This is a genomic window from Acidimicrobiia bacterium (assembly GCA_018057765.1).
GTDB lineage: Bacteria > Actinomycetota > Acidimicrobiia > IMCC26256 > JAGPDB01 > JAGPDB01.
Window position 1 is genome coordinate 22,887 of sequence record JAGPDB010000001.1, and the last position, 17,234, is coordinate 40,120.

Genomic DNA, 17,234 nt, shown 5'->3' on the forward strand with positions numbered 1-17,234 from the left:
GACTTATTTAATAGATCGACTTTCTTCGAATATATCTATAGTAAAATTTAATATGGTATTAAATACGTATGCACTATTGGCTATATTGAGCGGCATATTGATAATTGCTTTTGTTTATGATGATTTTGCAGATCGTATTAAGGTACCCTCAATCATTCTTTTGATTTTAACAGGTATTGGTTTAAACGAATTAGCGACCTTGTTTAGCATAAAAACGCCGGATTTAAAACACTTATTAGCACCTGCTGGAACAATAGCACTATTACTTATTGTCCTTGAAGGCGCTCTTGAACTTCGAGTTCATAACCGGACTAAAGCTACAATAAGAAAAGCGGCTGCGTCATCGCTAATTGGCATACTCGCAACTGCTTTAACAATTGCTGCCTACATTTCCTATACGACCCATGACTCATTTCGCTTAAGCCTAATATCTGCGATTCCTTTCAGCATAATTAGCAGTACTGTAGCAATACCTACTGTTGCCAACATGATTAAAACAAAAAAAGATATCATTGTTTATGAATCTACATTATCTGACATAATAGGTATCGTCTTCTTCAATTTCATGATCGCAAATAGATATATTGATGGCTATTCTTTTATCAATTTAGGATTTAAGCTAATAGTAGTAATAGTGATTTCAGTTGTCTCTTCATTAATTATTATGCTTTTATTAAAAAAATTGAAAAGTAGTGCGCGTTTTTCACTAATTATTTCAATCTTATTGTTTGTCTATTCGATATCAAAAATGTTACATTTATCTGCATTAATTGTTGTACTTATTTTCGGTATGATCGTCAATAATGGTGACAAAATAAACTATCGATGGTTCTCTAAATATTTAAGTTACAATAAACAAAAAGTCGATACTAAAACTTTATATTCTTTTACTAGAGAACTAGCTTTTGTTGCAAAAGCTGTGGTTTTTGTACTTTTCGGGTTTACTATTGAAATATCATCGATTGCTGAGGCACAATCTATTCGCAATGGAACTGTTATTGTTGTGATATATTTTATAATTAGAGTGATTGCTCTAAAAATATCTCGGATGGAATTACTACCGAATCTATTTATTGCGCCAAGAGGCTTAATAACAATTATTCTTTTTCTGTCAATACCAGCGAGTCAGGCGATTGAAGGAATTAATTCTGGATCAGTCTTGTTTGTAATTATTGTTTCTTGCACTTTAATGCCTTTAGGTTTTATCTTAGCTAATAGAAGAGAAAGCAATAAAGAGCGTGAAAATTATTCGGAACTAGATGTTCTTGAATATGATTTAAATTCAGATAATGATGAAAATGTTGACAATGACCGATCTTTGTAACTCTATGCTTGTTGCTTATAGGAATTTCCATCCTTATAGACCAAAATAATACTAAATATTACATCTTATGGAACATATATATATTTAATTCATTTTAGCAGTTGATAACATATTGGTATTTTTACAGAGTAATATTAATAATTGTGGTAGAACCTTTAAGCGAAGACAGACATAGGGAAAAGCGTATCCATCGTATTTTGATTGCTGGAGCGTGTATAGGAATCATTACAGGTTTCTTAGTTTTTGTTGTTGCTAGTATTGCAGAAAATATATTTGAATATCTAACTACCCATAATACCATTTGGGTAGTTTCTACGTTGCCGTTTATTGGACTGATACTTTCATGGTTATCAATGAAATATATAGGAGATAATGCCACACCTGATACATCAGATATTTATATCCAGCATTTTCATGGTGCTGGTTTCGTCCTAACTTTCCGTAGATTTTTTGCACGAATAATTGGGACCATCTGTACTTTAGGCTTTGGTGGTGCACTCGGTTTTGAGGGCATCTCCATGTACATGGGAACTTTTATTGGTGATCACGTACAAAAAAGATTCCCAAAAATGCTCGAAGGTTTTGATCGTCGAGTATTTTTTGTTTGTGGTGCTGCAGCTGGCGTATCAGCTATTTTCAAGGCACCCGCAACTGGTGCTGTTTTTGCATTAGAAGTTCCATATCAAGATGATTTTGCAAGATCGATGTTATTGCCAACTTTAGTTTCAAGCGCAACTAGCTATCTAACATATATAGCATTTAAAGGAATTACGCCAATATTGCAACTGGTAGGAACTCCGACTTTTTCGTATCGAGATATTGTAGGTGCATTGGTACTTGGTTTATTTGCAGGGTTATGTGCAAAATTATTTAGTGTTGGTCTAAGATTTGCTAAACGTTACTCTAGGGAAATTTCACCACTAGTGCGAATTTCATTTGCAGGAATAATAATGGCAGGTATTGTTTTAATCGGACATGAATTGACTGGAAATTCTAATGTTATTGGTCCTCCATATGATTTGTTCTCTTGGATTCTTGTGCCTCATAGAGCAATTGGAATCCTTGTGGTTCTACTCGTTATGAGAATGTTAGGTGCTATTACAACTGTTGGCGGAGGTGGGGTAGGTGGTATCTTCATACCTCTTGTTATCTGTGGTGCAATTTTGGGAAGTATTGCAGGCGGGTTTTTTCCTGGCAATGATACATCAATGTTTGTTGTTGTAGGTATAGCCGCATTTTTGGGGGCCGGATATCGAGTTCCTCTAGCTGGTGTAACATTTATTGCTGAAGCAACTGGTAGACCAGGATATATTGTTCCTGGCTTGCTTGCTGCTGTTTTAGCTGATGTTGTTATGGGATCTAGCTCTGTAACTAAATACCAATTACCTGCTAACTAGCTAATTTTTAAATACTATGTGTATAATTTTGTAAAAAATAATCTTGTATATTAACATTCAACTATATGGTTGAATGTATTTCTTCTTTGAAATTAGACTCAATATTTAGTTCACTTTCAAATTCAACACGCAGAGATATACTATATCAAGTTGCAAAGAAAGAAATGTCTTTGGGGGAGATAGCAAAAAAATATAATTTAACTTTTGCTGGTGTTTCAAAGCATTTAAAAGTGTTAGAGAAAGCAAATTTAATTGTTAAAAGACGACAGGGAAAAAGCAATTTGTAAATATTTCACCCCTGGCAGTAAATGATGCCACACAATACTTAGAACACTATAAGAAAATCTGGGAAGATCGATTTGATTCACTCGATGAATATCTAAAAAAAATACAGGAGAAAAATGAATAAAATTATTACAAGTACTCAAGACAATGTTCTAACTATGGAAAGAGTCTACGATGCTCCGCGCGATCTAGTGTTTAAAGCATGGACGGATGCTAACGCAATTGCTCAATGGTGGGGACCTGCCAATTGGACAACTCCATTTTCAAAAATGGATTTACGCGAAGGTGGCTCATGGCATTATATGATGAAAGGTCCAGACGACGGTAGCGAATGGGCTAATTTTGAATCTTGGGGTATTTTCTTTTATGAAAAAATCACACCAGTTTCACAACTTATTTATACTGATTCATTCACAGATGAAACTGGTATTCCGAACAAAGAAATGCCAAATTCCAGAACTGTTATGGATTTCATTGAGGAAGAAAATAAGAGTAGAGTAATATCAAAAATAACATATGTAAGCGAAAAAGAATTAAAAACTGTTTTAGAAATGGGTATGATCGAAGGCACAACACAGATGTTTGAGCGACTCGATGAATATTTAGAAAATGTATTGACAAAAGGGTAGTTTGGCGCACTACGTCAAAAGACTTAAAATTAAATATGGTTAAGGGTTCTAATATATAATGTAGTATTTTATTATATAAAGATTTTATTAAGAAAGTAGATATGACAGAAAATAGTATTGAAATTAAAGGATTGCGAAAATCCTTTGGAGATAAAGAAGTTCTTAAGGGGATCGATCTCACCGTAGGTAAAGGCAAGATAGTTGCAATACTTGGTCCAAATGGTGCAGGTAAAACTACAACTGTAAAAATACTTTCAACGCTCCTAGATCCCGATGGAGGCAAAGCAACAGTCATGGGATTTGATGTTGTTAAAGATGCAATGTCAGTGCGTGCAAGTATTGGTTTAACTGGACAATATGCAGCTGTTGACGAATATTTAACCGGTCGTGAAAATCTTAATCTCATAGGAGGCTTATACCATATTAGAAAGGGACCAACTAAAAAAATATCCGAAAAATTAATTAAACTAGTTGATCTTGAAGAATCCGCAGACAAAGTTGTTAAATCTTATTCTGGCGGTATGAAGCGTCGCATTGACCTAGCTATGAGCTTAATTGCGAATCCAAAAGTTATATATCTCGATGAGCCTACGACTGGTTTAGATCCACGAAGTCGTATTGCAATGTGGAAGATGATAAAAGAATTAGCATCTCAAGGCACAGCAATACTTTTAACAACACAATATATGGACGAGGCGGACTACTTGGCGGATCATATAATAGTCATTGACCATGGTGTAGTTATCGCTCAAGGTTCAGCAACTGAACTAAAAGCTCAAGTTGGCGAAGATCGTCTCGATGTAATTATTTCTGGCGATCAAGATTTCGCTGCTGCGCTAAAAGCTCTTGATGGCGAAAATACAACAGTTGATGAAATTGAAAGAATTATCAGTCTTCCTGCAAAGGACGGAGTTAATAAATTAACTTCTACGCTTGTAATATTAGAGAAAGCAAATATTAAAGTCGAAACCATATCTCTTCGTAAACCAACTCTTGATGATGTATTCCTAAAATTAACAGGACATGAAGCGCAAGAAAAAGTTGATGAAGAAAAACCTTCTAAAAGATCGAAAGGTAAAAAATAATGACTAGGTCTACAATTGCTGAGGTGACACCACAAACAAAATTCAGTATCTATTGGCTAATTAGTGATTCTTGGCTAATGGCAAAGAGAAGCATCACACATATTATTAGAAGTATGGATCAGCTCGTTGGCTTGATTATGTTCCCAGTAATGTTTACGTTACTAAATAAATATGTTTTAGGTGGAGCTATTGCAAAAAGTTTACCGTCTAATATCTCGTATGTTAATTTTCTTTTCGCTGGAGTGTTTATACAGACGCTTGCTTTCGGTGCAAATTCAACAACGATTAACTTGGCGGCAGATTTAAAAGAAGGTATAACTGACCGATTCAGATCGCTACCCATGTCTAATAGCGCATTAATTATCGGCCATATAATTGCTGACTTAGTTAGAAATATACTTTCTGGTGCAATTATTATTGTTGTTGCCTTAATTATTGGATTTAGACCAGATGCCAGTTTTATCGAATGGTTACAAATTATTGGTCTTGCTATGTTATTTACACTTGCTATCTCGTGGATGTCTGCAATTCTTGGGTTAATGGTTAAAACATTAGAAGCTGCTCAATGGTTTGGTTTCGTTGTAATCTTCCCGTTGACTTTTATATCTAGCGCATTTGTGCCTACTGACACAATGCCTGCAGGTCTTCGAGCATTCGCAGAAAATCAACCACTAACCAAAGTGATGAATGCTATCCGTGGATTGACACTGGGCCAAGCTACAGGAAATGCAATCACGCTTTCAATAATTTGGTGTGTAGGATTGATCGTGTTTGCTGTTCCTGTTACAACATTTATGTTTAAAAGAAGATCACAAAAAGGCTAAAAATATATATAGTTTAGTAAATTTAATTATGATCTATTTTTTTCATACCATTCTTCATCACGATTAAATTGCCAAGGATTACGAGTATTAGATTTATGTATCTCTATACTTTCCCAAACTTTGCCCACTACATAAGGTTCAGTATCTAACCAATTCTGTAGATCTTGATCAGTATCAAAATCCAGCACGAGCATTGAACCTTTCATAGTACCATCATCGTGTAATAACGCAGCACCATACATCATATTGCCTTTATTAACCATCTTGTCACCTAGAGAAAGATGGTCTTCGCGTACAGCCAAACGCCTATCCAATGCTTCATTGTCAGTGCCGTCTAGTCCTACTATTACATACTGCATATTTATACCTTTTCTTTTTTTGAGAATTTATTTCTTATATATAATTGTGTTGGTTGTTCTATAAATTTATGTGTAAACCAACTTAATATAACTAAACCAAATAATAATATTGAAATAAATAATAAATATGATGTTTTTGTTTCTAAAAATCTACCTGCTCCATGGTTCATTAAGTAAATATATATTTGATCGTGAAAAAGATAAAATGCAAAAGATAATGTACCTAATTCAACTAATGGCTTTGAAGAGAATATATGTTTTGATTCTTTAAGTGTTGGAATAGCTAATGAATATATTGCAAGTGAAAATACTGGAATCCAGATTAAGTCAAATGAAGAAGCTCCTGAGAAAGATTGAAAACGGTAGGTCTGGCTTGCCACTAGAATATAGAGCAAGGCTGAGGCTATTTGCAAAAGATACGCTATCTTTTTGGAAACCGGTTTTGAATTATAAACTATAAAAGCTAATCCCATTCCTATTATTAAATCTCCGAGTCTCGTGATTGGAAATCTATAAAGAAAATAATGAGCTGACCACATTTTATCAATTGGATATCTATTCAAATTAAATATTGAAGTCGCTGTAATGGCTATTGTCGGAACTGATATTCCAATAATAATTAGTAGCCATGCCATATTCGTACTATTAGTAATTTTTTTGATAGCAATTCTAAAGATAAACGGAAAACATAAATAAAGAAATACCTCTACACTAAGTGCCCAAGATACAGAGTTGTAAACATATACGGTGGATAACTTTGGCAACCAAGCTTGCAATAATGTGATATTTGCTAAAAAAGCGATAAGCGAAAATGTAGGTATTCCTAGTAATACCAATGATGTTATTAATGTGAATATATGTAATGGATAGATTTTTGAAAATCTATCCACATAAAATTTCCTTAATGGAATTATCCCATTTATATTTTTCCCTAGTTGGCTCCACGTTAAAACAAATCCAGAAAGTATAAAGAATGCTGTAACTGCACTATATCCCTTGAAAAATACTATTGATTCATTTTCTAAACCTTTAACAAACTTAAAATCAAAGTGTGAAAATGCGACGAGTAGAGCAGCTATTGCTCTAAATCCGCTTAGGTTGTTGATTATTTTAGGTTTAGTTACGATTGTTAAATACTAGTTGAACAACGATTCACTAAAGCTCATAAGGGTATATTTACCTTATCCGACTAGAATATATTAGTGAAGAATTTTGAAGATCCATATGAAGAATTGGAACATATTGCCGGTAAAAGAGCCGAAAGGGCGATCCCTGTTTTACAAGAAGCAGCTCAAGCTTTCCAAGATGGTCGAGAAAGAGATGCTTTAAGAATAATTAAGCCTTTAGTCGAGAGGTATCCTTCAGCACAAGGTGTTCAAGAATTATACGGGATGTCTCTTTATGCTAATGGTAAATATGAACAGGCTCTAAAAGTTCTTGAAGAATTTACATCTAGAACTAAAAGTTATGACCAGCTTCCTTTAATCATGGATTGTTATCGCTCATTTAAAGAATACGACAAAGTTGACAAACTATGGCGAGAACTCGGTGAAGTTTCCCCAGATGGTGCCGTTACGGCAGAAGGACGAATTGTTCATTCTCAATCCTTGGCAGAACAAGGCAATATAGAAGAAGCTCTACGTTTGCTTAGAAAAAAAGTTAAACCTATTGGTAAACCAAAGCAACATCACCTTAGGCTTTGGTATTGTTTGGCAGATCTTGAAGAAAGAGCTGGAAATATAATTGCAGCTCGTCAATGGTTTGAAAGATTAATGAATCAAGCACCTAATTTTGCAGATGTTAAAGATCGCTTAGACGCTCTTTCTTAATAACTACCATGGTGTTTGCTTATAGATCAAGACTTATAGCTGATGGTAATCCAGCAGACTCAGCAGTTGTTGTTATACTTAAATCTAAATCAGTTGGCTTTACCAGACTAATACTCGAGTGTGTATCTCTAGGTCCACCATTAGCTCTTTCACGGCGTTTTGCACTTTTAGACATTTTCTCTCTCTTAATTGGATCCAATCCAAGGACTTCGCGTGCCTTATCAATTAAAATTTGATATGCCTTTGTAGGGCCAATGATCAAACCGTCATCAACCTTAAATGGCTCTAAACGATGTAAATGTTCACTACACCCTGGGAATACTCGTTCTTTAATCTCAGCGTATTCAATATTTAAGAACTCATATACTTGACCATTATGCATTTTGGGCACTAAATCTGACTCTAATGTCAAATATACCCGTATTAAACCTGAATAATATTCTTGATCTAATTGGTCGAAGGGTATGTCTAATTCATCAAATAATTCTGCGGACCAAAGTGCCATTTGTTTATGAAAAGCTAGATTTGGATTAGGAGAGTCAACAAAATCGGATCCACCAAAAACGCCAAGTTGTTTTTCTAGATACCCAGCATAGTGTGCATTAGATATAAATGTTATTGCTTCCATCTTCACACTTAAGTCTGAATCATATTTACCTTCATTTAGTCCTTCTAAAATTTCTCCAACGACTCGATCAATAGCCTCAGGTACATCTTCTTCATACATTAAAAATCCAGTTGTATTGCGTAGTGCCTTATACGCACTACGCACATATTGTTGATCTAAAATCTCTTCAAACGGGTTTAACTTCATATTTATCGAAAAAAACAAATACATACCAGACACATATAAACCTTTTGAGAAATCATGTAAGGCTAAATCAAAACCATTTGATATTGTATGGTTTGTAATAAAATATGAGATACTATTTAATATATCTCTAGAGACTGTAAACCCATTTGTTGCTTCTCCAGCTAAAATTGTACATATAGCTATCTTGTGGTCGAATAAATCTAACTCTTTTAATTGATCTTTTATCGAGTCTGTTTCATATACCTTATTAGTATCAATCGTTTGTCTTAGTGGAAAATTGTGTTCTGCAATAACTCTACTTGCTTCTATAGCTGTTAGCTGTTTGTTGCTTTGGCCATTTTGTTTCCCAGGCTTACGATTAACCATTCTCATGACGGCACCAAAATGTATGAATTAGAGTTTAAATGCGCATTAAATTGTTCCATCCGATGTTAATTATCATATGGATATTAAATATTTGGTATGAATCATTTTTGTAACTACGATATATATTGCAATGCTATAGCCTTTTCAGTGAAGTTACACACTGGATTGTTAAATTTTAGGCAACTGTAACAGAGCTATCAAGATAAACATCTTGAATTGCATTTAATAAATCAATACCTTCAGCCATCGGTCTCTGAAAAGCTTTGCGCCCTAGAATTAGACCAGCACCACCAGCACGTTTATTGATTATTGCAGTTACTATTGATTGCTCAAAGTCATTATCACCACTAGGTCCTCCAGAGTTGATTAATGGAATTCTCCCCATATAACAATTAGCAAGTTGGTATCTAGTCATATCAATAGGATTATCACTTAAAAGTTCCGAATATACACGATCATCAGTTTGATTAGTACCCACTTCTTTAAAGCCATTCAAATTTGTTTCAGGAAGTTTTTGCTTAATAATATCCGCGTGCATTGTCACACCTAGATGATTAGCTTGTCCAGTTAAATCAGCAGCAGTATGGAAATCGGTTTCAGAAGTTGCAAAACCAGAGTTTCGCGTATAGCACCAAAGCACTGTTGCTAAACCGCGTTCATGTGCATAAGCAAAAGCTTCACTAACCTCAATTATCTGTCTATTAGATTCAGGTGCTCCAAAATATACAGTTGCACCAACAGCCGCTGCACCCATATCAACTGCTTGGTCAATTGTACCAAACATTATCTGATCATAAGTAGCTGGCATTGTCATCATCTCGTTATGGTTAATTTTCACAATAAAAGGAATACGATGTGCATATTTACGAGCAACTGAACCCAAAACACCAAACGTTGAAGCAACGGCATTGCATCCGCCTTCAATCGCGAGCTCAATAATATTAGATGGGTCAAAATAGATTGGATTTTTCGCAAAAGATTTACCAGCACTATGTTCAATACCTTGATCAACTGGGAGGATAGAAACATAACCAGTATTATCAAGACGGCCATGTGCATATATAGAGTTCAAATTTCGAACAACCTGATTTGATCTATCACTTTGTGTGAAAAGATCAATTGCATCGCGAGAAGGTAAGTGAAGTAAATCTGACGAAATTGTCTTACATTTATGATTCATCAATTTTTCGTTTTTTGAATATATATCTTCTAGCTTCATTGCTGCCTTTCAATTTTTCTAACACTTAAAGTATTTAAAAAGAATTTATTAATATGTTGCACACTAGTATAGTTGCTCGTGGCCAAAATTAAACTCGAGAAGCTCATAGTTAGGCAGAATATTTCTGAAAACTTAGAGAGTGCTCGAGAACTTATTGTGAATAATAGAGTATTGGTTAATGGAGCACTAATAAATAATATAAATGCAAATTTCGAGAATTCTGTTCAAATTTCATTGACTAAATTAGCTACGAAATATGTTTCGCGAGGTGGCTATAAGCTCGAGAAGGCACTCAAAGTTTTTAACATTGATGTGAATGGATACAAAGCACTAGACATTGGCGCTTCAACTGGAGGATTTAGTGATTGTTTGATTCAAAATGGTGCAGAACACGTCATTGCCGTAGATGTGGGTAGAAGTCAACTTGATAATAAAATCAGAAACCATAAACAAGTAACTATATTTGAAAGGCTCAATGCTAAAGACCTCACTTTAGAAAATACAAGTGGCCCTTGTGATATTTGTGTAATTGATGTTTCCTTCACATCTATTCTTCCATTATTACCTGCAATCTTCTCTGTATTAAATGATGATGCATTAATAATTGCTTTAATCAAACCACAATTCGAAGGTAATAAAAACCAAGTTAATGATACTGGTATAATTACTGATCCTAATATCCATATAGAAATATTGAAAAAATTTGTAGAAGATTTTCCATCCCAATACTATTTAAATGGCTTATCGGCATCACCAATTACTGGCGCAAAAGGTAATATCGAGTTTATATCTTTATTTCTTCCTGCGACTCGAGATTCAAAAGGTAGTTACACAAAGATTGATAAAGCTGGTAAAATCAACACAATAAATATAGAAGACGTAGTAATGCAAGCACATAATGATTTACGTCAATCTGAACGGAGTGAAGAAACTAAATGATAGATAAAATACATATTTGTATAAATAAAGAAAAAAACGGTGCAGATAAAGTATATGATCAAATAGTCGCTATTGCCAAAAATGAAAAATTGGAAATAGTGGCTGATCCGTCAAAAGCGGGTTGTGTAATTAGTATAGGAGGGGATGGTACCTTTCTATATACTTCGAGGATTGCTATCGAATATGATATTGCACTATTAGGTATTAACTTAGGAAGATTTGGTTTTTTACCATATTTCGATACAAATCAATTGGAACTTGCTGTTAAATCAATAAATACTTTAATTCCTAATGAAAGATTAATGTTAAAGGCAGTGGTAGGCGATGAAGAGTTTTTATCTGTAAATGAGTTCGTTATTGAAAGAAAACGACATGAACGTGCAGCAAGATTAACTGCATTGGTTTATGACTCTGAATTGAATAATCATAAAAAACATTACGAATCTTTTGTATGTGATGGTGTCATTTTGGCAACACCAACTGGCTCAACAGCATATTCATCGTCAGCAGGAGGACCAGCATTAGCCTCAGATGTAAAAGCCTATTCAGTGACGTTCTCTGCTTTACATAATCCTCGGATTCCACAAGTAGTTGTTAAAGACAGCGAAGTGATTTCTTTCGAAGTCGAAGAAGATTGTGTTTTATTGTGTGATGGTCGTTTTTTAATGGATCTTCCCCCTAACGTTTCTGTAACTGTCACAGGTTCTGCTCGAACTTTGAAAGTAATCGAACGCCCTGAAAATATTTTAACTCGGTTATCAGAGTCATTTGGTGGAAAAAGACCATAAATCGCCCCATTTATTTATATATTAAAACGTTTGGCATTTTACGCTCAAAGTTAAATGAACTATCATCTCTATGTAATACATTAAGTGCTCGATTCAAAGTTAGGACCCTACTAATGAATAAAACCGACGTTGAAACTTTAATCTTACGGGACTTAGAATCGAATGATATTGATCAGCTCTGGGAATCAATTGAAAATGACTTAAAAGATCTACCTAGTTCTTGGCCTGTGAATAAAAGATTTTTCACAGAATGGTTATTAGAAAATGTATTAAGTGAATTTCCAACAAAATATATAATTGAATATAAATCTGATCAGGGGATAAAAACAATAGCCGGAATTATTTCAGTTGATATAATTACTAACCAAAATCAAATTAATTACCAAATGGCTGATCAAGGCGATGCCGATGTTACATATATGACATTTTCAAAATATTCTGGTCTAGGTGTAGCAACTTTTGCTGTACAACAAATTTCGAAAATACTGATTAACAGTAAATTTAATCCAACCTTACGTATTGCCAATTGGAATAAGGCTTCAGCTCGGGTTGCGATTAAATGTGGGTATATTAAATATGATTCAAGTGAATTAAAAGATGGTTATTTCGATGATGAGTTATCAATAACTGATGTATATAGAAAAATCAGAATATAATTATAAAGCGCGCAGTATAAATGTCTTAGATTCGATAAAAACATTGCATAATTATACTCATATTCGCAAAAATTAATAAAAATATCATTCAGGCTCTGATATATCAGCATATATTTATTAGAATCAATATCAAATTATGGCAATATTAAATTCTCTAAGAAAAAATGAAATTCAAGAATTGTTGGCCTTTCAATGTTCGAAAAGAACCAAAGATCTTGCAAAGGTTATTCCCACAAAATTTGTTGCTGTAATTGCTCATGATGATTTAGACAGAGTTGCTGCAGAAAGTTTGGTTGCTGCAAAGGTAAGTGCTGTAATAAACACTAAACCATCTATATCTGGTCGTTATCCTAATGGTGGACCTAGTGTTTTGCTTGAAGCTGGGATTCCTATTATCGATATTGATACAGACATAGATATTTGTGAAAACTATAAAAATATTTCTATTGATAATGATTCAAATACAGTAACCTTCTCAAGATTTTCTGATTTAAAAAACGAAGATAATAAAATCGAAGAATTACAGTTCACAGCCAAAATCTGGGATAAACAATCTTTAGAAAAATCAATGATTGATGCGAAAAATAATATTGGTTCAGAATTAAAGGTATTTGCAAAAAATACTCTTGAATATATTGATAAAGAAGTTGATGAATTTTTTGCACCTTTAGAACTTCCAGCATTAAAGACTCAGTTTAAAGGTAGACATTGCGTTGTAGTGGTTAGAGGTCACGATTATAAAAAAGATCTAAAGGCATTAAAACCATATATTAAAGAATATTCACCCGTATTAATCGCTGTAGATGGTGGGGCAGATGCTCTATTAGAAGTTGGTTTGAAGGCCGATATTATTATCGGAGATTTTGATTCTGTGACCGCTGAAGCATTAGTTGGTCCTGAACTTATACATCACGTACATCGTGATGGTAGAAATCCTGGAAAAGAAGAGTTGGAAGCATTTGGTGTTGAATACTTAGAATTTGTATCTAATGGTATGAGTGAAGATGTAGCAATGCTCATGGCTTTTGAAGCGGGGGCATCATTAATTGTTGCTGTCGGTACTCACGGTACCATGGTAGAACTATTAGATAAAGGTCGTAGGGGAATGGCTTCGACCTTTTTAACTCGCATTAGCTTAGGACCAGTTTTAGTTGATGCTAAAGGAGTTAGTAAATTATACGAAGGTCGTATTAGACGTCGTGATATTATTCTTTTGGTGATGTCAGCATTACTGGTAGTAATTATTATGGTTTTTGTTTCTGAACCACTTAGAGTATTTTTAAAAGGGTTAAGATTAACTATACGAGATTATTGGTATAGTTTTTCAGATTGGTTTTCATGATAAATTTTAGATTTCATATTATTTCTATAGTTGCTATTTTTTTAGCCTTAGGAATTGGGATTATTATGGGTTCGACAGTTATCGATAGAGCAATTGTTGATGGACTGCGTACGCGTATCGATATTGCTGAATCAAACTCTATAAATCGCAAGGAACAAAATGATCAGTTACAAGATGATATAAAAAAAATAAATGAGCAAGACACTATACTTGCAGCTCATAGTGTGCGTGAATACTTAAACAATCAAAGCGTATATGTAATCGTAGTTGGTGATGTTTCTGATTCTGATACTACTGAAGTCGTAGAATTATCTGCTCTTGCAGGTGCACAAGTCTCATCTGTTATTAAGTTCAGTGATGATTTTATATTAGCCGACAAGAAGAAACTGTTAGAAAGTTATATTACAAGTTCATCTAATCCTGCTCAGAAACCAACTGTCGATGATAGCCAAAAAGTAATGCTAAGTTATTTTGAGAATGCACTTAATGTATTGAGAGATAAAAATACTGATGAATCAAATAATGAGATAGATTATGATTCCTATCTATCTTTTTTAGTAAACAAATCAGCTTATAGCGAAAACAATGTATTCCAGAACCCTATGGCTAATCAAAATGTGTCATTCATGGTTTTGGTAGATCAACAAAAGTTGTCTGATACAAAATATGCAAATTTTGTTACTGACTTACAAAATAATTTTCCGCTAACTATCGGTATTGTTGGATCAGAAAACCTTAAACTAAAACCAACTCGTGTCGATGCAGCAAAAAAATTAATTTCGTCGCTATCTGATATTAATTTAGTAGATACAGCTGATTCACCTAGTGGTAGAATTTCATTGATTATTGCACATAAAGATAATATTGCAGGAAAAAAAGGGCTTTATGGTGTAACTTCGGTTGTGAATGAACGAGCACCTGCTCTATAACTATTATGAACGAGCATAAACCAGTTATAAATTTAGCGTTCTTTACAATACTCTCACGTATAGTTGGATTCCTCCGGGTACTAGCTGTGGGTGCACTTCTTGGGACGACATTAATTGGAAACACCTTTCAATCTACTAATTCAATATCAAACATACTTTTTGACCTTTTGGTTGCTGGAGCTTTAAGTTCAGCTTTAGTGCCTCAGTTGTCTATTGCATTGAATAAATCCGACGCAGAGTTTAAGAATATTGTTTCCTCACTATTGACTGTAGTATTAATAATCCTTGGATTAATTACTATTGTAGGATTCATTTTCGCGCCATATATTTCAGATATATTATTTCAAAATGTACCTTTGGGTCATCGTACTGAACAAATAAAAACTGGTACGATATTAATTAGATTTTTTATTCCTCAAGTATTTCTTTATGGTATAGGGGCGGTTTCAGTAGCAGCATTAAGTGCAAAGAAAATCTTTACTCCTGCAGCAATAGCGCCAATAGCTAGTTCTATCGTTCTTGTTGTTGGATTGGGTATATTTCGACTGGAAAGCAGAGATATAAGTGATGATTTATCAACTAAATCCATAATTATATTAGGTATAACTGGTACTTTAGCTTGTATAGGGTTTGTAATAATACCTGTTTACGTTGGCATAAAAAATCGTATTAGCATGAGTTTGTCTTCAAATTTTAAATTAGGAATTTCAGTCTTAAAAACATCTACATGGGCTATTGCTATACAAGCTTCTGCGGCGTTAATATTAGGAATATCAATTTTTCTCGGCAATAAAACACCTGGTGCTGTTGTAGCTTATCAAATAGGCTTTATGTTTTTTATAGCTCCATACGCAATAATTTCACAATCTTTTTCGACGGTTGTGTTACCTGATCTTTCATTGCAGGCTGCAAATTCACACGAGGAAGAGAATAAGTTATTATTTGAAAAAAATGTTTCAAAGACTATGAGTTGGACTTATATACCGCTTTCTGTACTAACAGCGATAGTTATTTCCTTATCAAAACCGATAGCTACGATTATTTCGATTGGCGAAGCAAAAAATGGTACTCGGCTTTTCGAACTAATATTAATTTCTATGTATATAGGTTTGATGCCTTACGGTGTTTACCAGAGTTGTTCAAGAATATTTTTTGCAAAAGCTAGTGTCAAAATGCCTGCTCTAGTCATCTTTATTTCTTCAGTACTAATCTCTATTATTGGATTATCTATATCATCGAGATTTGAAGCTAAAAATATAATTATTGTTATGGGTCTTGTTCATACAATTGCTTATCTAATTTCTGCATTAGCATTGGTAGTTATGTTAAATGTTAGAGGAATAAATACACTCCCAAATAAGACTGATTCACTTTTTATATTTGGTTCGATAATTTTTGGATCATTAGGTTTTATAATATCTAAAATAGTTAATCCCAATACTATGACATCATCTTATACATTTATATCTATTTTTATAGCCATATTATTTATTATGATGTTATTTATAGTTCCGAATTCGAAATTAAAAGAATATAAAAATGCGATATCTTCTAGAAAGAATATTAATGTATAGTTCGGTTATTTTCCTTTTAGGCATAATCATCACAATAATTTCATATTATTTCCTAAAAGACATATGTTCTAGTGAATTATGCACAGGCACGAATTATCGAGGTAATAAAATACTAAGCATAGGCGGAATACATTTTCTTTTTTCAATCTTTATACTTGCATCTGTAACCTTGATAATTAGTAATATTAAAACTTATAAAGGCGCAGTATCCTATTCATTAATTTTAATAATAATAGGTTTTGCATTTTTAGGTTTAATAGATGATCTGTTGGGTAATAAAGATTCACAAGGTTTTAAAGGTCATATTCGATCATTATTACATGGTCGATTAACAACAGGTGGACTCAAATTATTTGGTGGACCAATAATTTGTATACTGGCTTTTATGCCATCAGTTCACAGTTTGGGATATCTAACACTAATATGCGATGTAATTGCAATCTCTTTAATTGCGAATCTTACTAATCTATTTGATTTAGCACCAGGTAGATCTTTAAAAATCTCAATAGTAGTGATAATTTTTTGTTTGATATTTTCTACAAACAATGAATGGCAATATGGCGTATTAGGAATATTAGCTGTTCTTCTTTATTTTGATTTAAAAGAAATGTTGATGCTTGGAGATATAGGTTCAAATTCTATTGGGGCAATGTTGGGATTTAGTATTGTAAACATTGTAAATATTAATCAAACCTATATCGTAATAGCGATAGCGCTTGTATTAAATTTGTTGTCTGAATTTGTATCATTTTCGTTGATCATTAATAAATTTATCCCATTTAGAATATTGGACACATTTGGACAGTCTAAAGAACGTAAGATTTGGTTAAAAAAGAAACTTTCAAATTAAAATATTAAATGATAATTATCTAATT

At 33.5% G+C, this 17,234-nt stretch carries 18 protein-coding genes; 14 read left to right on the plus strand and 4 right to left on the minus strand.

Annotated elements, in window-relative coordinates:
* Window positions 1–52: 52 nt before the first annotated feature.
* The 6 genes from KBF89_00130 to KBF89_00155 all read left to right on the plus strand — a co-directional run bounded on the left by KBF89_00130 (window position 53) and on the right by KBF89_00155 (window position 5,544).
* On the plus strand, window positions 53–1,324 hold the full coding sequence (locus KBF89_00130; protein ID MBP9114735.1) for a cation:proton antiporter: 1,272 nt from the start codon (window positions 53–55) through the stop codon (window positions 1,322–1,324).
* Between the two features lie 143 nt (window positions 1,325–1,467).
* Window positions 1,468–2,721: a chloride channel protein gene (locus KBF89_00135; protein MBP9114736.1), complete on the plus strand. Its 1,254-nt coding sequence runs from the start codon at window positions 1,468–1,470 to the stop codon at window positions 2,719–2,721.
* A gap of 65 nt (window positions 2,722–2,786) precedes the next feature.
* The gene (locus KBF89_00140) at window positions 2,787–3,008 is read left to right on the plus strand and encodes a winged helix-turn-helix transcriptional regulator (protein MBP9114737.1); all 222 of its coding nucleotides are present in this window, start codon (window positions 2,787–2,789) and stop codon (window positions 3,006–3,008) included.
* A gap of 114 nt (window positions 3,009–3,122) precedes the next feature.
* Complete coding sequence (locus KBF89_00145; GenBank protein MBP9114738.1) at window positions 3,123–3,635, plus strand: SRPBCC domain-containing protein; 513 nt, start codon at window positions 3,123–3,125, stop codon at window positions 3,633–3,635.
* Between the two features lie 101 nt (window positions 3,636–3,736).
* Window positions 3,737–4,720 (plus strand): ATP-binding cassette domain-containing protein, encoded by a 984-nt coding sequence (locus KBF89_00150; GenBank protein ID MBP9114739.1) that lies wholly within the window; start codon window positions 3,737–3,739, stop codon window positions 4,718–4,720.
* On the plus strand, window positions 4,720–5,544 hold the full coding sequence (locus KBF89_00155; protein MBP9114740.1) for an ABC transporter permease: 825 nt from the start codon (window positions 4,720–4,722) through the stop codon (window positions 5,542–5,544). Before KBF89_00150 ends, KBF89_00155 begins: the two co-directional genes overlap by 1 nt.
* A gap of 26 nt (window positions 5,545–5,570) precedes the next feature.
* Here the strand turns inward: KBF89_00155 and KBF89_00160 are convergent, their stop codons facing one another.
* Together KBF89_00160 and KBF89_00165 are read right to left on the minus strand one after the other, a co-directional pair.
* Window positions 5,571–5,903: a hypothetical protein gene (locus tag KBF89_00160; protein MBP9114741.1), complete on the minus strand. Its 333-nt coding sequence runs from the start codon at window positions 5,901–5,903 to the stop codon at window positions 5,571–5,573.
* Between the two features lie 2 nt (window positions 5,904–5,905).
* On the minus strand, window positions 5,906–7,030 hold the full coding sequence (locus KBF89_00165; GenBank protein MBP9114742.1) for an acyltransferase: 1,125 nt from the start codon (window positions 7,028–7,030) through the stop codon (window positions 5,906–5,908).
* 75 nt (window positions 7,031–7,105) lie between these two features.
* Between KBF89_00165 and KBF89_00170 the strand changes: the two genes are divergently transcribed.
* Window positions 7,106–7,732, plus strand: coding sequence for a tetratricopeptide repeat protein (locus tag KBF89_00170; protein MBP9114743.1), 627 nt, complete (start codon window positions 7,106–7,108; stop codon window positions 7,730–7,732).
* A 19-nt stretch (window positions 7,733–7,751) separates the two neighbouring features.
* Here KBF89_00170 and KBF89_00175 read toward each other — a convergent pair whose 3' ends face one another.
* Window positions 7,752–8,918 carry a hypothetical protein gene (locus tag KBF89_00175; protein MBP9114744.1) on the minus strand — a complete coding sequence of 389 codons (1,167 nt, stop codon included), beginning with the start codon at window positions 8,916–8,918 and terminating at the stop codon, window positions 7,752–7,754.
* A gap of 169 nt (window positions 8,919–9,087) precedes the next feature.
* Entirely contained in the window at window positions 9,088–10,131 is a 1,044-nt protein-coding gene (locus tag KBF89_00180; protein MBP9114745.1) for a class I fructose-bisphosphate aldolase, read from the minus strand.
* A gap of 78 nt (window positions 10,132–10,209) precedes the next feature.
* Here KBF89_00180 and KBF89_00185 point away from each other — a divergent pair, with 78 nt between their 5' ends.
* The 7 genes from KBF89_00185 to KBF89_00215 all read left to right on the plus strand — a co-directional run bounded on the left by KBF89_00185 (window position 10,210) and on the right by KBF89_00215 (window position 17,209).
* Complete coding sequence (locus KBF89_00185) at window positions 10,210–11,070, plus strand: TlyA family RNA methyltransferase (protein ID MBP9114746.1); 861 nt, start codon at window positions 10,210–10,212, stop codon at window positions 11,068–11,070.
* Window positions 11,067–11,858, plus strand: coding sequence for an NAD(+)/NADH kinase (locus tag KBF89_00190; protein MBP9114747.1), 792 nt, complete (start codon window positions 11,067–11,069; stop codon window positions 11,856–11,858). Before KBF89_00185 ends, KBF89_00190 begins: the two co-directional genes overlap by 4 nt.
* A gap of 113 nt (window positions 11,859–11,971) precedes the next feature.
* Window positions 11,972–12,514, plus strand: coding sequence for a GNAT family N-acetyltransferase (locus KBF89_00195; protein MBP9114748.1), 543 nt, complete (start codon window positions 11,972–11,974; stop codon window positions 12,512–12,514).
* 136 nt (window positions 12,515–12,650) lie between these two features.
* The gene (locus KBF89_00200) at window positions 12,651–13,856 is read left to right on the plus strand and encodes a hypothetical protein (protein ID MBP9114749.1); all 1,206 of its coding nucleotides are present in this window, start codon (window positions 12,651–12,653) and stop codon (window positions 13,854–13,856) included.
* Window positions 13,853–14,785: a copper transporter gene (locus tag KBF89_00205; protein MBP9114750.1), complete on the plus strand. Its 933-nt coding sequence runs from the start codon at window positions 13,853–13,855 to the stop codon at window positions 14,783–14,785. The genes KBF89_00200 and KBF89_00205 overlap by 4 nt, the downstream gene beginning before the upstream one ends.
* A gap of 5 nt (window positions 14,786–14,790) precedes the next feature.
* The gene (locus tag KBF89_00210; GenBank protein MBP9114751.1) at window positions 14,791–16,359 is read left to right on the plus strand and encodes a hypothetical protein; all 1,569 of its coding nucleotides are present in this window, start codon (window positions 14,791–14,793) and stop codon (window positions 16,357–16,359) included.
* Window positions 16,352–17,209, plus strand: coding sequence for a hypothetical protein (locus KBF89_00215; GenBank protein MBP9114752.1), 858 nt, complete (start codon window positions 16,352–16,354; stop codon window positions 17,207–17,209). The genes KBF89_00210 and KBF89_00215 overlap by 8 nt, the downstream gene beginning before the upstream one ends.
* The last annotated feature ends 25 nt before the right edge of the window (window positions 17,210–17,234 follow it).

Excerpts from the sequence above, each read along its gene's own strand:
- KBF89_00150 (MBP9114739.1), top strand. The coding sequence starts at position 3,737 with ATGACAGAAAATAGTATTGAAATTAAAGGATTGCGAAAATCCTTTGGA.
- KBF89_00155 (MBP9114740.1), top strand. The coding sequence starts at position 4,720 with ATGACTAGGTCTACAATTGCTGAGGTGACACCACAAACAAAATTCAGT.
- KBF89_00210 (MBP9114751.1), top strand. The coding sequence starts at position 14,791 with ATGAACGAGCATAAACCAGTTATAAATTTAGCGTTCTTTACAATACTC.
- KBF89_00200 (MBP9114749.1), top strand. The coding sequence starts at position 12,651 with ATGGCAATATTAAATTCTCTAAGAAAAAATGAAATTCAAGAATTGTTG.
- KBF89_00190 (MBP9114747.1), top strand. The coding sequence starts at position 11,067 with ATGATAGATAAAATACATATTTGTATAAATAAAGAAAAAAACGGTGCA.
- KBF89_00130 (MBP9114735.1), top strand. The coding sequence starts at position 53 with ATGGTATTAAATACGTATGCACTATTGGCTATATTGAGCGGCATATTG.
- KBF89_00215 (MBP9114752.1), top strand. The coding sequence starts at position 16,352 with ATGTATAGTTCGGTTATTTTCCTTTTAGGCATAATCATCACAATAATT.
- KBF89_00180 (MBP9114745.1), bottom strand. The coding sequence starts at position 10,131 with ATGAAGCTAGAAGATATATATTCAAAAAACGAAAAATTGATGAATCAT.
- KBF89_00195 (MBP9114748.1), top strand. The coding sequence starts at position 11,972 with ATGAATAAAACCGACGTTGAAACTTTAATCTTACGGGACTTAGAATCG.
- KBF89_00145 (MBP9114738.1), top strand. The coding sequence starts at position 3,123 with ATGAATAAAATTATTACAAGTACTCAAGACAATGTTCTAACTATGGAA.
- KBF89_00140 (MBP9114737.1), top strand. The coding sequence starts at position 2,787 with ATGGTTGAATGTATTTCTTCTTTGAAATTAGACTCAATATTTAGTTCA.
- KBF89_00175 (MBP9114744.1), bottom strand. The coding sequence starts at position 8,918 with ATGAGAATGGTTAATCGTAAGCCTGGGAAACAAAATGGCCAAAGCAAC.
- KBF89_00205 (MBP9114750.1), top strand. The coding sequence starts at position 13,853 with ATGATAAATTTTAGATTTCATATTATTTCTATAGTTGCTATTTTTTTA.
- KBF89_00160 (MBP9114741.1), bottom strand. The coding sequence starts at position 5,903 with ATGCAGTATGTAATAGTAGGACTAGACGGCACTGACAATGAAGCATTG.